This window comes from Cupriavidus sp. 207A1, from assembly GCF_057798955.1.
On sequence record NZ_JBYOJO010000001.1, the window covers coordinates 189,974 to 205,571 of the forward strand.

Annotated in this window: 14 protein-coding genes; 6 read left to right on the forward strand and 8 right to left on the reverse strand. The window is 67.1% G+C overall.

The genetic code is table 11. From position 1 onward, the window contains the following. Positions 1-2 precede the first annotated feature (2 nt). Positions 3-1,226 carry a diaminopropionate ammonia-lyase gene (locus AC3FMM_RS00905; protein WP_018006515.1) on the forward strand — a complete coding sequence of 408 codons (1,224 nt, stop codon included), beginning with the start codon at positions 3-5 and terminating at the stop codon, positions 1,224-1,226. Positions 1,227-1,267: 41 nt separating this feature from the next. Here AC3FMM_RS00905 and AC3FMM_RS00910 read toward each other — a convergent pair whose 3' ends face one another. Beyond that, entirely contained in the window at positions 1,268-1,732 is a 465-nt protein-coding gene (locus AC3FMM_RS00910; protein ID WP_018006514.1) for an Lrp/AsnC family transcriptional regulator, read from the reverse strand. A gap of 243 nt (positions 1,733-1,975) precedes the next feature. Between AC3FMM_RS00910 and AC3FMM_RS00915 the strand changes: the two genes are divergently transcribed. Beyond that, entirely contained in the window at positions 1,976-3,154 is a 1,179-nt protein-coding gene (locus AC3FMM_RS00915) for a M20 aminoacylase family protein (protein ID WP_018006513.1), read from the forward strand. Between the two features lie 448 nt (positions 3,155-3,602). Here AC3FMM_RS00915 and bcsZ read toward each other — a convergent pair whose 3' ends face one another. From bcsZ to AC3FMM_RS00940, 5 genes are all read right to left on the reverse strand, one after another. Continuing rightward, entirely contained in the window at positions 3,603-4,784 is a 1,182-nt protein-coding gene (gene bcsZ, locus AC3FMM_RS00920; RefSeq protein ID WP_488685978.1) for a cellulose synthase complex periplasmic endoglucanase BcsZ, read from the reverse strand. Between the two features lie 124 nt (positions 4,785-4,908). After that, positions 4,909-5,721 (reverse strand): SDR family NAD(P)-dependent oxidoreductase, encoded by an 813-nt coding sequence (locus tag AC3FMM_RS00925; RefSeq protein WP_488685979.1) that lies wholly within the window; start codon positions 5,719-5,721, stop codon positions 4,909-4,911. A 55-nt stretch (positions 5,722-5,776) separates the two neighbouring features. Beyond that, positions 5,777-6,568 (reverse strand): enoyl-CoA hydratase/isomerase family protein, encoded by a 792-nt coding sequence (locus AC3FMM_RS00930; protein WP_115712135.1) that lies wholly within the window; start codon positions 6,566-6,568, stop codon positions 5,777-5,779. A gap of 86 nt (positions 6,569-6,654) precedes the next feature. Then, on the reverse strand, positions 6,655-7,803 hold the full coding sequence (locus AC3FMM_RS00935) for a thiolase family protein (RefSeq protein ID WP_116313402.1): 1,149 nt from the start codon (positions 7,801-7,803) through the stop codon (positions 6,655-6,657). Then, positions 7,800-8,204: a Zn-ribbon domain-containing OB-fold protein gene (locus AC3FMM_RS00940; protein ID WP_115712139.1), complete on the reverse strand. Its 405-nt coding sequence runs from the start codon at positions 8,202-8,204 to the stop codon at positions 7,800-7,802. Before AC3FMM_RS00940 ends, AC3FMM_RS00935 begins: the two co-directional genes overlap by 4 nt. A gap of 199 nt (positions 8,205-8,403) precedes the next feature. On the opposite strand from AC3FMM_RS00940, the gene AC3FMM_RS00945 reads away from it, so the two are divergent. From AC3FMM_RS00945 to AC3FMM_RS00960, 4 genes are all read left to right on the forward strand, one after another. Continuing rightward, positions 8,404-9,153 (forward strand): IclR family transcriptional regulator, encoded by a 750-nt coding sequence (locus AC3FMM_RS00945; RefSeq protein WP_115682286.1) that lies wholly within the window; start codon positions 8,404-8,406, stop codon positions 9,151-9,153. Positions 9,154-9,256: 103 nt separating this feature from the next. Continuing rightward, positions 9,257-10,405, forward strand: coding sequence for an acyl-CoA dehydrogenase family protein (locus AC3FMM_RS00950; RefSeq protein WP_488685980.1), 1,149 nt, complete (start codon positions 9,257-9,259; stop codon positions 10,403-10,405). Between the two features lie 92 nt (positions 10,406-10,497). After that, positions 10,498-12,624 (forward strand): acetate--CoA ligase family protein, encoded by a 2,127-nt coding sequence (locus tag AC3FMM_RS00955; RefSeq protein ID WP_488685981.1) that lies wholly within the window; start codon positions 10,498-10,500, stop codon positions 12,622-12,624. Next, positions 12,621-13,688 carry a CaiB/BaiF CoA transferase family protein gene (locus AC3FMM_RS00960; RefSeq protein WP_488685982.1) on the forward strand — a complete coding sequence of 356 codons (1,068 nt, stop codon included), beginning with the start codon at positions 12,621-12,623 and terminating at the stop codon, positions 13,686-13,688. Before AC3FMM_RS00955 ends, AC3FMM_RS00960 begins: the two co-directional genes overlap by 4 nt. A 58-nt stretch (positions 13,689-13,746) precedes the next feature. Here AC3FMM_RS00960 and AC3FMM_RS00965 read toward each other — a convergent pair whose 3' ends face one another. Both AC3FMM_RS00965 and AC3FMM_RS00970 read right to left on the reverse strand, forming a co-directional pair. Further along, positions 13,747-14,730, reverse strand: a complete 984-nt coding sequence (locus AC3FMM_RS00965; RefSeq protein WP_488685983.1) for a Bug family tripartite tricarboxylate transporter substrate binding protein — start codon at positions 14,728-14,730, stop codon at positions 13,747-13,749. Between the two features lie 286 nt (positions 14,731-15,016). Continuing rightward, positions 15,017-15,553, reverse strand: coding sequence for a dihydrofolate reductase family protein (locus AC3FMM_RS00970; protein WP_116313408.1), 537 nt, complete (start codon positions 15,551-15,553; stop codon positions 15,017-15,019). Positions 15,554-15,598: the final 45 nt, after the last annotated feature.

Genomic DNA, 15,598 nt, shown 5'->3' on the forward strand with positions numbered 1-15,598 from the left:
CCATGCTGACCATTAATTCCCGCGCCCACCTGTGCGACTATCCGGCCGAGCTGAGGCAGCTGATGAGCATCGCCGAAGCCGGGCGCAGCCTCGCGTGGCTGTCGCACTGGGACCAGCTCAACGCCGGGCTCACGCCGCTGCGCGAACTGCCCGGCCTGGCCGCGAGCCTTGGCATCGCGCAGTTGAGCGTCAAGGACGAGTCGGCCCGCTCGCCGCTTGGCAGCTTCAAGGCGCTCGGCGCTCCCATCGCGCTGGTGCGGCTGGTGCTGCGCATGTTTCCGGAGCGCGAGCTCGATCCGTTCGAACTGATCGCCGGGCGCCATGCCGCGCTGCTGCGTGACTTCACGGTGATCAGCGCCACCGACGGCAATCACGGCCGCGCGCTCGCCGCGGCGGCGCGCAGCTTCGGCTGCCGGTGCGTGATCGTACTGCATGCGAACGTCAGCCAGGAGCGCGAAGACGCGATTGCGGCCTGCGGTGCGCGCATCGTGCGCATCGTCGGCAACTATGACGAGTCGGTCGAGGAAGCCGCGCGGCTGGCCGCGGCCAATGGCTGGACCGTTGTGTCCGACACCTCTTACGAGGGCTATCAGGACATCCCGCGCGACGTGATGCAGGGCTACGGCGCCATTGCCGCGGAAGTGCTGGCGCAGCGCGACGTCGCGCCCGGCCAGCCATGCCCGTACACGCATGTGTTCCTGCAAGGGGGCGTCGGCGGCTTGGCCGCCGGCGTGGCCAGCTATCTGTGGGAGCGCTTCGGTGCCGGCCGGCCGAAATTCGTCGTGGTGGAACCGGCGCAGGCAGATTGCCTGTACCAAAGCGCGCTGCAGGGGCGCCCCGCGCGCGCAACCGGTTCGGTCGACTCGGTGATGGCGGGACTGGCCTGTGGCGAGACGTCGCCGCTGGCCTGGCGCTTCCTGGAACCCAGCGTGGACGTCTTCATGACGATTGCCGACGACGATGCCGTGACCGCCATGCACCGTCTCGCCAGCGGCAACGACGGCGACGTGCCCGTGGTCGCTGGCGAATCCGGAGCGGCCGGCGTCGCGGGACTGGCGGTATTGCGCGCGCAGCCGGCGCTGTCCGCAGCGGCCGGACTAGATGCTGGTTCGCGCGTGCTGGTGATCAATACCGAAGGAGCCACCGCTCCCGTGGTCTACCAGCAACTGGTGGGCGAATCGGCGGATTCCGTCCTGGCGCGCCAGGCCGCGTGGACGGCACGCTGAGCCACGCGTACTGACAAGACACGATGCATGATCGAGCCCATTCAGGGCTCGATCGCCACACCGAGCGACACCTTGGCCCGCTGCATGGCGACGTGTGTCTTGAAGTTCTTGACGTTGCCCGAGACAAAGAACAACTCGCGCGTCAGGCGCTCGTACTCGGTCATGTCGGCCACGGCCAGCACCAGCAGGAAATCGAAGTCGCCAGTCACGTAGTACACCTGCTGGACCTGCGGGCAGTCGACGAAGCGCTTGCGGACCTCGTCCAGCAGGTCCAGCCGCTCGTTCTCCAGCGTCACCTCGACCAGTACCGTGATCATCTTGCCGACCTGTGCGGGATCGACCACGGCGGTATTGGCGACGATCACGCCATCCGCTTCCAGCGCGGCGATACGCCGGTTGACGGCCGACGGCGACAGGTTGACGGCATCGGCCAGCTGTCGCTGCGAGAGTTTGTTGTTGTCCTGCAGCAGTCGCAGCAGCTTGCGGTCATACGCGTCGAGTTGCATTGCCCGTGGTCCTCTTTGCGCGCGGGGCTGTGGCCCCGCGCATGGCATGGAACGGCCATTTTCGCATCCCACGCCGAGCATGGCAGCATCCCCGGCGCCATCTCGTTTGAATCGCGACGTTTTGCCGGGGCAACGGCCAGGCGCGCAACGATGTCCCGAATAGATCCCGTGGAACCGGACATCGTTGCAGCGGGCAGCCCTTATGATCGGCCATGCCTCATGTTTTCTCTTGCGGACCGAATCATGATTCCTGACGACGACCTCGCTGCACAGCTCAAGTCCTGGCGCCACGCGCTGCACCGCTGCCCCGAGACGGGCTTCGAGGAATGGCAAACTGCGGACTTCATCGCTCGCGTGCTTGGCGAGATGGGCATGGAAGTGCATCGCGGCATCGGTGGCACAGGCGTAGTGGCAAACCTGCGCGCCGGCTCAGGTACCGGCGTGATCGGGCTGCGCGCGGACATGGACGCGCTCGCCATTCAGGAAGACGCGCCGGGACGCGCCCATGCGTCTGCCACGCCCGGCAAGATGCACGCCTGCGGCCACGATGGCCATATGGCGATGGTGCTGGGCGCCGCCAGACTGCTCAGCGAACGCCGCGATTTCGAGGGTACGGTGCGCTTTATCTTCCAGCCCGCCGAGGAGCATGGGCGTGGCGCCAAGGCAATGATGGCGGATGGCCTGTTCGAGCGTTTCCCCGTGGACGCCATCTTCGGTGCGCACAACATGCCCGGGCTGCCGGCTGGCAGCATCGCCACGCGCGCAGGCGGCATCATGGCCAGCGAGGATAACTTCGTGATCCACGTGAAAGGGCGCGGCACGCATGCCGCGCGGCCGCACATGGGTGTCGACCCCATCGTGATTGGCGCCGAGATCGTCCTGGCGCTGCAGACCATCGTATCCAGAAACCTCGATCCCGGCCTGCCCGCGGTGATCTCGTGCACCGAGTTCATCACAGATGGCATCCGCAACGCCATTCCGACCAACGTGACCATCAAGGGCGATACGCGTAGCTATACGCCTGCGGTGCAGGCGCTGCTGGAAACCCGCATGCGCGAGATAGCGGAGGGAATCTGCCGGCTGCATGGGGCCGGGTGCGCCTTCACCTACTCCCATGAGTTCGCGCCGACGGTGAACTGGGAGCAGTGGGTGCCTTCCGCACTGGAGGCCGCCCGCAATGTCGTGGGCAGCGACCGCGTCGACGGCAACATCGCGCCGATGATGATCTCCGAAGACTTCGGCGCCTTCCTGCAGGCCGTGCCAGGGGCGTTTGTCTTTATCGGCAACGGCGAGACAGGAATGCCTGGCGGCGTTCCGCTGCACAACAGCGGCTATGACTTCAACGACGGAGTGCTGAGCGTCGGGGCGCGGTATTTCGCGGAGCTGGCTCGGGTGGCATTGCCAGTGCACCGGGGCGGATAGCATCGACTGCGCCTCACGCTCTAATACGACATCGACGCGCCATGCGCACGCGCCGTGCCCTTTGAAAGCCTGCCGCCGGAAAACCGGATTGTCTGGAAGCAGGCGGCCACACCGCAATCGTCGCTGTTCTGACGCTGCAGTAGATGCAGCCAGTTTCACGTGCTCGTATGCTGGCGGCAGGTCGCGCGGGCCGCCCCTTCGTCGGCAGCCTCGTATCTTTCGCCGATGCCGAGCGCGAAGGCCGACGCCCCATCAGCTTTTCGCCGTGCACCCATGGCGTTTCCCGATGCCGGTGCCCGGGTCAGCGCAGCCCGGCGCATGCGGCGCACGCCGCCCGGGCCCCGGAGGCATCGACGGGCACGACGTGGATTTTGTTTCCGGCCATGGCTGTTTCCCCGAAGATGCGAGGCAAAGTGCATCCTGCGGCAGACGCATCAGCCTTGCGCCATCACATGTCGAGCTGGCCCGAGTCGGAGAACCGGTAGCGCCCTTCCATGAACCCAAGCCCGAACAGGCCCAGCACCGTGTCATAGTAAGTCGGGGCGCCGGGGCCCGACGGAGCGCCCACGATCTCCTGCGCACGTGCCATCTGGGTGGCCAGGGCGGGCGAGCCGGCGGCCTGCAGGAACGGCAGCAGCGCGGCGGAGAAAGCCGGCGGCCCGGTGCCTTCGACCTTGCCGCTTTGCGCGTACATCTTCTCCGGCGGTGCCGCACGGCCGGCCACGCGCGCCGCGTGGGGCAGCAGCGCCTGCATCAGGGCAGGCCGCGTGCTGTCCTGCTGCGGCGTCATGCCAGCCCACAGGTAGACCCGCACGGCATCATAACTGCTGACGTCTCCCTTGACCGGATCGCGCACGAATCCCTGCCGGCGCCCCCCGGCGCGGTAGGCCGACCAGTCCGGCACGATGCCGGCATGGGACACCGCGCCGATCAGCCTGGCCGCCTGTGCGGCCAGCTTGTCCCACGGGCCGGACGGGTCGAAGGCGGCGAGCCGGCGCAGCAGCGGTACCGGCAGATAGCTGGCATTGAGGCGCCAGCGGCGCGAGCCATCGGGGCCATCGTCGATAAACCCTTGCGGACCGGGCAGCAGCATGGGGCCGAAGCCGGGCAGTGTCACCACCTCCTGCTCTGCCGCCCGCCGCAGCAAGGCACGTGCCGCGCCAGCGTAGGAAGGGGCTTGCCACAGGCGCGCCGCCTCCGCCAGCGCGAACGCGAACCACAGGTCGGCGTCGGCAGCCGGATTGCGGTCCAGTACGCCCCACGTGCCGTCGTCGCGCCGGCCCCACTGCCATGCCGGCAGCTTGTCGTCCAGGCGACCATCGCCAAGATGGGCAACGCTCCAGCGCCACAGACGGTCGAACGCATCGCGGTCATCGGCGACCAGCGCGAACACCATACCGTAGGACTGGCCCTCGGACGTGCTTTGCAACGAGGGCGTGGAGTAGTCGATGACGCGGCCATCCGCCTGCACGAAGCGTTCCAGAAACTGCCGGTAGAGCGGCCAGCGGGATGCGCGCCGCATGGCAGGCGGCGCGTGGGCGCGCGTCTCGGTGGGCCATGCGGCGGTCAGCGCGCTGGCGCCGAGCGCGCAGGCATAAGTCACGTAACGACGGCGGGCTGGGTTTGTCATGGCGAAGGCGATGCGCCGCGGTGTAGAGCGGGGGGGCGGGCGCGCATTCGGAAGAGTTTATGCCACAACTCGGGGCGGTCACCTGGGCGCGGTGATAAATCCGATCGCGCCCATCGGGGCTGCATCAAAGCATCACGTAGCCACCGCTCACGCCCAGACTCTGGCCGGTGATGAAGGCGGCGCGATCCGATGCCAGGAACGTCACCACACCCGAGATATCCTCCGGCCGCGACAGCCTTCCGAGTCCGCGTGCGATCGGGTAGGCGCCAAGCATCTTCTTGAGGCGGTCGTCGGTTTCGGGCGTGGCTGACGGGTGCAGCGGGCCGTTGGCGATGCCTTCGTGCGAGACCGCGCCCAGTGCGATGGTGTTGACGTTGATGCAATCCCGCCCGTGCTCCTGCGCGATCGCCTTGGCGAATCCCAGCATGGCGGCCTTGGCGCCGGAGTAGACCGCCAGGCGCGCCTCGCCGACCCGTCCGGCTTCGGACATGATGTTGACGATCTTGCCGCCGCCCCGGCGTTGCATGCCGGGCAGGGCACTGCGACAGCAGTTCATCACGCCGTAGACGTTCAGGTCGACGACTTCCTTCCAGTCTTCCACCGGCATTTCCATGAACGTCGGCGGCATGCCGCCCCTGGTACGGCGCGCCACGGTTACGCCGGCGTTGTTGACCAGGATGTCGACATCGCCGAAGCGTTCCCGTGCCAGCGCGAACATGCGCTCCACCTGCCCGGCGTCGCCAGTGTCGGCCTGCACGGCCAATGCCTGGCCGCCTGCGGCTTCGATTTCCTTTTGCACGGCCTGCGCGCGCTCGAGGAAATAGTCGTTGACCACCACGCTGACGCCTTCGCCTGCGAGTTCCAGGCAGATGCGTCGCCCTACGCCTTGTCCGCCGCCCGTCACCAGCGCCACTTTGCCTTGCAGATGCAGTTCCATTTCGGTTCTCCTCCAGATTTCGGTATGTCGATGTATCAATGCCCGCCGCGGTCGCTCAGCGCCCGACGAAGCGGGGCTCGCGCTTTTCGACGAAGGCGCGCATCCCTTCCTTCCTGTCTTCGCTGTCCACCACCATGGCCGCGCCGTAGCATTCGAACTGCAGGCCCAGGTCAACCGAGCCCTGCATGCCCAGGTTGACCGACCGCTTGGCAAAACGCACCGCCAACGGCGGTTGCGCGGCGATGCGCCTGGCCATGGTCAAGGCCTCGTCCAGCAGCTTGTCGTCGTCGGTCACCCGGTTCACCAGGCGCATCTCCTTCGCCGCGTCGGCGCTGATCAGTTCGCTGGTAAAGATGAGTTCCTTGGCCACTGCCGCACCCACCACGCGCGGCAGGCGCTGCGTGCCGCCGGCGGCGGGGATGACGCCGAGCCTGATCTCGGGCAGGCCGAAGCGGGCCGACCTGGCGGCGAGCCTGATATCAGCGCACAGGGCCAGCTCCAGGCCGCCGCCGAGCGCCACGCCGTTGATGGCGGCAATCACGGGCTTCTCGAATTCCTCGATGCCGCGGAACAGCTCGTGGGTACGTTGCTGCGTGACGTAGTAGTCGGCGGGATGGGCCGTGCCCGCGGCGCGCTCCTTGATGTCGGCGCCAGCACAGAACGCCTTGTCGCCGGCGCCGGTCAGCACCACGCAGCGCACGCTGGCGTCGTCCCGCGCCAGCACGAAGAATGCCTTGGCGAGGTCCGGCTTCATGGTGCCGCCCAGGGTGTTCATCCGCTCTGGGCGGTTCAGCCGGATAATGGCCACGCCGTCGACCACCTCGTACAACAGGGTTTCGAACTGCATCGATGTCTCCTTGCTTGGAATGATGTTCGCGCCGGTGTCCGCGCCAGGGTGCGCCGGCGGCAGCTGCGGCCGGCGCACCCGGGGGATCACTGCGATGCCGCCAGCACGTGGGCGAAGGCCACCGAGCCGAGTCCGATCATGTGCGCCAGGCCCAGGCGCGCGCCCGGGTGTTGCCGCCCGTGCGCCTCGCCGCGGATCTGGCGCGTGATCTCGGCGATCTGCCCAATACCGGTCGGCCCGGTCGGATGACCCATGCCGAGCAGGCCGCCCGATGCATTGACCGCGCATTGGCCGCCGATGGCCGAAGCGCCGCGTTCAAGCCAGGCTGCCCCTTCTCCGGGGGCGCACAGGCCCATGGCCTCGGTGTAGACCAGTTCCTCGATCGAGAAGGCCTCGTGCAGCTCCACCAGGTTCAGGTCGCGCGGCCCGATGCCGGCCTGCTCGTACGCCAGCGCGGTAGAGCTGCGCACCATGTCGATGGCTGCCGAGGCATCGCCTTGCTCGAGCTGCTCGCTGTTCGCCACCGATGCCAGCACGCGCACGGCGCGGCGCTTGTCCAGGCCGAGACGCTTTATCGCGGCCTCCGACACCACGATCACGGCAGCGGCGCCGTCGCCGCGCGGGCAGCACTGCTGCACCGTCAGGTCGCCCACCACCTTGGGCGAGGCCATGACCTGCTCGAGCGTGCGGGGCTTGCGGAACTGTGCGTACGGGTTGAGCGCCGCATTGCCGTGGTTCTTGACCGCGACGCGCGCCATGGCTTCGGGCTTCAGGCCATGCCGGCGCAGGTATTCATGCGCCATCAGCGCGAACTTCACGGGGGGCATGGTCGCGGTCGGCGCAAGGTGCGGCAGGCCGTCCTTGTCGGCGGCCTTGCGGCCATCGCCGAACTTGTCCACGCCCATCGCCACCACCACGTCGGAGACGCCGCTTGCCACCTCCAGGCACGCCTGGCGGAACGCCGAGCAGCCCGATGCCGAAGCGCTTTCCACCTGCGTCACGGCAAGGCCGGTGGAGCCCAGGTGGCGGAACATGACGCGCCCGGTAGCCATGCCGATCGCCGACGTCCCGACGTAGGCGCTCTGCACCTCGGGCCAGGCGATGCCGGCGTCGGCCAGCGCCTCGCGCATTGCGCGCAGGCCGAGGCTGACATAGGGGATGTCCGATGCGAACTGGTATGGATGCAGCCCGATGCCAATGACGTACACGGGGGTTTGCTGAAGCAGTCGGTTCATCGCTGCACCTCTCCGGTTGCGGGGGCAAAGCGCAGCGGATAGCGGTCGCCGCAGGGGGCGTCGCGGCGGATCACGCCCTGGACCGTCATGCCGGGAACCAGTTCCGATTCGCTGGCCACGTCGAGGAGCACCTCTTCGCGTATGCCTGGCGCAAAGTCGACCTCGCCGACGACGAATGGCGGCGGCATGCCAGGGACCAGCGGCGCATGCACGGTCACGTAGTTGCGCAGCGTGCCCCGGGCGGGCAGTTCTTCAACGGTGCCACGTTCGGGCTCCGCGCCGCAGAACTGGCAGCCATAGGCTGAAGCGGGATAGGTGGGATGGCCGCAAGCGCCGCAGCGCAGGACGGCCAGGCATGGCGCGCCTTGGGTTTCAGGCGGACGGGATGGCTCGCTTTGCATGGGTCTCCTTTTCAGTGTGCGGATGCCCGGATGTCTGGCACCGGTGTCGATCTTTATCTTGCATAACTACGATAGGTCGTATTAGCATCCAGTATATCGTAGTAATGACCCCTGTCAAACACGGAAGCGCGTACGAAATCTCGTAGACTTGCGGTTTGGGCGGATCTCGCCCTGCCATCACGAGGATTTCGGAGAACCCATGCCTAGCTTTGTTCCTGCTGCCGCGCGCAGTCTTGCCGTCTTCGAGGTGTTCTCGCGCGAAAAGCGCGAGCTCTCCAATTCGGAACTGGCGCGCCTGCTCGATCTGCCGGAGAGCAGTTGCTCCGACCTGCTGCATACGCTGACCGAGACCGGGTATCTGATGCGGACCGCGCGCACGCGCCGCTTCTATCCCACCATGCGGCTTCATTCCATCTGTGAAGCCATTGCCGGCAACGATCCGCTGGCGGCGGTGGCCGCCGAGGCCACGGAGTTCCTCACCGGCAAGACCGGCGAGACCTCGTTGTGCGGCCGGCTTGACGGGGCCCATGTGCGGGTGACCGGCTTCCAGGAAAGCCGCTACGAATTGCGGTACGTGCTGCGGGTTGGCAAGCGCCTGGCCTTGCATGCCACGGCGCTTGGCAAGGCCCTGCTGGCGGTACTGCCACCGGAAGACGCGGCGCGGCAGTTGCGCCTGCGCGCGCTGCCCAAGCTGGGACCCAGGACGGAGATCAATCCGGTGGTGCTGGAAAAGCAGATCGCTGACGTGCGCAAGCGCGGCTGGGCCTGGGTCGAGGACGAGGGCGGTGAAGGTGTGACGGCCATTGCGGTGGCCGGACGGATCGGCGACGAACCCTTCGCGATCTCGCTGGCGGGTCCCACCGAACGATTCAAGCGCCGCAAGGACGAGTACCTGGAGGTGATCGAGGCCGCGCGGGATCTGGTTTTCCCCGCGTTCCAACAAAACTAGGCCGGCGCATGGAACCGTCCCTGTGTCCGGCCTTGGTATCGGCGATGCCCGGGCTGCCCGGCGTCGCCCGTATTTCTCAACCGGGCTTTTACAGGAGACACCCATGTTTTTCGAAGCAACTCCCGAGCAGCGGCTGCTGCGCGACAATATTCGCCGATTCATGCAGGCGGAGGTGGCACCGCTGGTCGGCCGGCACGACCAGGAGAAGACCTTTCCGTTCGAGATCCTGAAGGGTCTGGCGCAGTTCGGCTATATCGGCGGGCGCCTCTCCGAGGAACAGGGCGGGATGGGGCTGGACCAGCTCACCTGGGCGATGATGATGGAGGAGGCCGGCTATGCCTGGCTTTCGCTGCGCACCATCCTGAACATTACCAACGGCCCGATCGCCAAGCTTGCCACGGTCGGCACGGCGCAGCAGAAGGCGCGTTTTCTCGCGCCATTGCTGGCCTGCGAGCGCAAGGTGTTTACCGCGATCAGCGAGCCGGGTACCGGCTCCAACATCGCGCAGATCCAGACGCGTGCCGACCTGGACCGCGACCACTACGTGCTCAATGGCCGCAAGCTCTGGATCACCAATGGCGCATTCGCCGACTTCGGCATCGTGGTGGCCCGTACCTATAGCGACAATTGCGAGGGCCAGTTGTCGACCTTCCTGGTCGAGCGCGACGTCAGTCCTTACGAGGTGCGCCGGGTCGACACCATGGTGCTGCGCAGTACCGGCACCGCCGAACTGGGCTTTGACAATGTTCGCGTGCCGCGCGAGAACCTGCTGGGCGAGGAGGGCAGCGCGCTCAAGCGCATGCTGCAGGGCCTGGACGGGGCGCGCGTCAATATCGCGATGGGCGCGGTGGGCGCGGCGCAGGCCGCGCTCGACCTGGCCACTGACTACGCCAGGACGCGCACCCAGTTCGGCCGACCCATCGGTGGCTTCCAGCTCGTGCAGAAGATGATCGTCGACATGACGATTCGTGTGGAAGCCGCACGTGCGCTCGGCTACCGCGCCGCCATGGCGCTCGACCGCGGAGAGGATACGCGGGTCTCGGCGTCGATCGCCAAGCTGTATGCGACCGAGGCCGCGCACGAAGTGGCCAGCATGGCCCTGCAGGTGCACGGCGGACTCGGCTACGCGACCGACTATCCGATCGAGCGCATCTTCCGCGATACGCGTGGCGGCACCATTCCCGAAGGCACCACCGAGGTACAGACCCTGATCGTCGGCCGCGAGATCCTCGGCATGTCGGCCATTGCCTGAGCGGCAACAGCCGCGCGAGCGTGCCAACGCTTATCGCCCGGCGCATCAGCGTAGCGCCGGATTCCACAGACTTCCGCATCGAGAGAACAAAGATGGAGACATACCAAGACCTGTCGCGGCTCGTCAGCCCGCGTTCCATTGCCCTGGTGGGCGCCAGTGACCGCAGTGGCAGCATCGGCGCCCGCGCGCTCGAGAACCTGCTCGAGCATTCGGATTTTCGGGGTGACGTGTACCTGGTCAACGCGACCAGGCAGGAAGTGGCCGGGCACAAGGCCTGGCCCGACGTGGCGTCGCTGCCGGCGGTGCCCGACACTGCCCTGGTGGCGGTGCCCGCCGAGCACGTGCTCGCCGTACTGGAGCAGTGCGGCGAGAAAGGGGTGCGCTTCGCCATCATCCTGACCTCGGGCTTTGGCGAAGCCGGCGAAGAGGGCAAGGCCGCCGAACAGACCATGAAGGAAATCGTGGCACGCACTGGCATGCGCATCTACGGACCAAACTGCCCGGGCCTGACCAATATCACGGAGCGGCTCGGCTTCACCTTCTCGCCGTCGTTCCGGCACGATCTCCGCGGCGGTCCGGTGGGGCTGGCCACGCAGGGCGGCGGCCTTGGCCGCAACGTGCTGCAGGCGATGGACCGTGGCATCGGGGTCGGGCTCTGGAGTTCCAGCGGCAACGAGGTCGACCTGCAGGTGAGCGACTTCATTCACTACATGGCCGATGCGCCCGATATCAAGGTCATTGCCACCTTGCTCGAAGGCGTCAACGACGGCCGCAAGTTCGTCGCCGCCGTGCAGCATGCGGCGCGCCAGGGCAAGCCGGTGGTGGCGCTGAAGGTGGGGCGCTCCGAATACGGGCGCAAGGCAGCGCAGTCGCACACGGCATCGATTACCGGCTCGGCGGAGGTCAACAGCGCCGTGTTCGCCCAGCTTGGCGTGGTCGAGGTGGATGACATCGACGAGCTGATCGACACCGCCTGGCTGTTTGCGCGCGGCCTGCCGCGCCAGGGTGGTGCCCTGGCGATCTACTCGGGGTCGGGCGGCACCGCGGCGCTGTGCGCCGACATGGTCGGCAACGCCGGGCTGCAGCTGGCCGAGTTCGCGCCGCAGACCCTTGCCGTGCTGCGCGACGCCTTGCCTTCGTATGCCGCCATCGACAACCCCATCGATACCACCACCGCCGTGATGGCCAGGCCGGAGCTGGCGCGGACTTGCCTGCAGGCGGTTTGTCATGACCCCAACGTATCGCTGGTGCTGCTGCCGCAGGCGCTCGAGTATGGCGCCATCACCAAGCTGGCGGCCGACATCACGGTACAGGTGCAGGAAGAGAGCCCGGTGCCGATGCTGCCGATCTGGATGAGCGAGCGCCAGGGCGAAGCCTACAAGGTGTTTGCCGATGCGGGCCTGGCGCCCGTTCGCAGCATCAGCAAGGCGGTCAAGGCGGTGCAGCGCTGGCTGGCCTATGCCGACTGGCGTGCCCGCGCCGATCTCGACTTCACGCCGCTGCTGCAGACCGCTGCGCGGCCGCTGGCCGACGTGCCCGCGCGGGCGCTGTCCGAGCCGGAGGGCAAGGCGATGCTGCGCCAGGCCGGCATCGCCGTTCCGGTGTCGCGAGTGGCGGCCACGCTGGAGCAGGCGCGAGCGCTGGCGCGCGAGGTGGGTTACCCGCTGGTTGCCAAGGTGGTGAGCGCGCAGATCCAGCACAAGTCGGACGTCGGCGGCGTGGTGGTCGGCATCGTAGATGAAGCGGGGCTCGAGGCGGCCTGGCAAGGTATTCACGCGTCGGTCGCGCGCCACGTGCCCGATGCGCGCATCGACGGACTGCTGCTCGAACACATGGCCGCGCCGGGCGGGCTGGAGATACTGATCGGCGTTTCGCGCGACCCGGTGTTCGGGCATATCCTGACCTTCGGCCTGGGCGGAATCTATGTGGAGGTCTTCAAGGACGTTTCGCGCCGCATGTTGCCGTTGTCGGCCACCGAGGCGGAGGCGATGATCCGCGAGGTGCGCTGCTTCCCGTTGCTCGATGGCGCGCGAGGCAAGCCGCGTCGCGATATCGCCGCGCTGACGGCGCTGCTGGTGAAGGTCTCGGACTTCGTCGTCGCGCATGCTGACCGGCTGGTCGAGATGGACCTGAACCCGGTCTGGCTCGGCGTCGCGGGCGAAGGAGTCTTGCCGCTCGATGCGGTGATCGTGATGGCGCAAGGCGAGGGGGAGCAATGAGCACGACCCAAGCAAGCCACTCCCCGCCGCTCGCGGGGGTGCGCGTGATCGACATGACCGAGTTGCTCCCCGGCCCGTTCCTGACGCAGTCCCTGGTCGAGATGGGCGCCGAAGTCGTGAAGGTGGAACGCCCACCGCACGGGGACAACGCCCGACGCCTGGCACCGGGGCTGTTCGCCGCGCTCAACCGTGGCAAGCGCAGCGTGTTCTGCGACCTGAAGCGCGACAGCGGCCTGGCCGAGTTGCGGGAGCTGATCGCGCAGGCGGACATCCTGATCGAATCCTATCGCCCCGGCGTGATGCGCCGGCTCGGGCTGGACTACGACAGTCTGCGCGAGCAGTTTCCGCGTCTGATCTACCTGTCGCTGACCGGCTTTGGTCAGGACGGCCCGCATGCGTTGCTGCCAGGGCACGACATCAACTATCTGGCGGCGGCGGGCGCGCTGTCACTGACGGGCGCACCGGGTGGTCCGCCGGAGCACCAGGCCATGCTGCCGATCGCGGATCTGGCTGGCGCCTCCACGGCGCTCTCCGCGCTGCTGGCCGCGCTCTACCAGCGCACGGCGAGCGGACGCGGCCAGTATCTGGACGCGGCGCTTGCCGACAGCGTGCTGCACTGGATGGCGCCTCGGCTGGGGCTGTTTCGCCAGAAGGCCGCGACCACCCCCGACGCGCAGCGCGCGATGCTGGGCGGCAAGCCCGCTTATGGCGTGTTCCGCTGCAAGGATGGCCGCTTCCTGACCATCGCGGCGCTGGAGGAGCACTTCTGGCGCGGCCTGAATTCGGCGCTGGGTCTGTTTGCCGCCGACGATCCATGTTGCGTGGACCACGCCGCGCGGATCGCGCATGCCGATGCCATCAATGCGCGCCTGGCGCAGTGCGTGGCCGGGTATGACGCGGATGTGCTCATGGCACGCCTGGCGCAAGCCGATCTGCCCGTGTTTCCGGTGCTGGACGCGGTCGAGGCAGTTGCGCAGGCCCGGACCAGGTCGGGCGCGCGGATCACCGAGACGGAAAGCGGGCCGCTGCCCGGGTTCCCGGTGACGCTGGAAGGGATGGCCTGAAGTATCGCGGGTATCGCGGGGCGGCGGCCTGGCGTCGCGCCCCGCGCAGCTGGGCTGATCAGTCCAGCCTGGCGCCGGACTTCTTGACCACATCGCCCCACTTCACGATCTCGGCCTGGATGAAGCTGCCGAACCTGGCTTCGGACAGGCCGTACATCGGCATGCTGCCGTATGGCTCGATCGATTTGCGCACCTCGGGGTCGCGCAGCGCTTGCTCGGTCGCCTTCGCAATCAGCGCCACGGTCTGCGGCGGCGTGCCGGCCGGCACCAGGATGCCGGACCAGCTACTGGCCTGCGCCATGGCATAGCCGGATTCGGCGATGGTGGGTACGTTCGCCAGCAGCGCCAGGCGTTCCTTGCCCGTGGTGGCGAGCGCGCGCAGTTTGCCGCTCTGTATGAACGGCAGCACGATGCTCGGATAGTCGAACATCACGTCGACCACGCCCCCGAGCAAGTCGTTGATGGCGGGTGAGCTGCCCTTGTATGGAATATGGGTCAGCTTGACGCCGGCGCTGGCCTGGAACAGTTCGGCGTTCAGATGCGTGCCGGTGCCGGCGCCCGCCGATCCGAAGTTGACCTTGCCCGGGTGCTTCCTGGCGTATTCCACCAGTTCCTTGACGGTCTTGTAGGGGCGCGAACTGTTGACCACCATGATCGTGGAGGTTTCGGAAAGCGCGTGGACAGGGACGAAGTCCTTCAGCGGGTCGTAGCGCACCTTGCTGTACAGCGCCAGGTTGGCCGCCATCGTGCCCTGGGTGCCATAGATCCAGGTGTAGCCATCGGGCGCCGCGCGCGCCGCCACTTCCGTGCCGACCATGCCTCCGGCCCCGGGCCGGTTTTCCACCACGACCGATTGTTTCAGGGTTTCCGACATCTTCTTGGCGATGGTGCGCGATGCGGTATCGGTGATTCCGCCCGGGGTGAACGGCACGATCCAGGTGATCGGCCGGCTCGGGAATTTGTCCTGCGCGCATGACAGCGCCGGCGCCAGGGCCAGCATTGCCACCAGTGGCCGCAACCGGACTCGGAAAGTTCTGTTCATCTTTGTCTCCTGGATATTGTCTTCGAAATGTCGAATTAATATACAGCCAATCGTAGAAAAGAAAAACAGGAAATCCAAGGACGAGGGAAGCCACCCGGGGTGGTGTCATCGGGGAAGCGGCGGTCACTGCCGCAAATCGGAGGGCGAGCATGGCGCTCGCTTTCAGGGGCTGCGGACGCAGATGCGCCGGCTCAGGAGGGCGCGCAGGATGGCGAAATTCGAACTCATTTGAGCCCGATAGCAGCGGGCGCGAGGCAGGGCGCCCCCACCCGCCGTCAGCAGGCCCTCAGCGCAGTACCCGATAGGCCGACTGCACCAGCCCGGAAGGGAAGTAACGGCTCGATTCAAGCTTCAGGCTTACGTCGTGCGGCAGGGCGCCGAACAATGGCCGGCCTGCCCCGATCAACACCGGCACCGTGGTGACCACCATGTCGGCGATCCATCCTTCTCGAAGGAACGACTGCACCAGCTGGCCGCCATCGACATAAACGCGTCGCACCCCTTCCGCCTCCAGCTGCGCCATCGCGTCCGCGGGCGTGGCATCCGAGAATCGCACCTTGCCTTGCAAGGCCTCGGGCACCGGCTTGCCTGCCAGTTGCCGGGACAGCACCAGCACCGGACGGTCGTAGGCCCATTCGCCCATCGTGACTACCTTTTCATAGCTGCCACGGCCCATCACGATGGCGTCCTTGTCGGCGATGAAGGCTGTGTAGCCATGGTCTTCAGCGGGGTCATCCCGCTCCAGAAGCCAGCCGATGTCGCCATCGGGGCGGGCGATGAAACCATCGAGGCTGGTGGCAATGAAGACGTGTCCGGTGATCATGGGTGTTCCTCTGGTTCTGTCGGTAGCGGGATGGACCTGCACGAG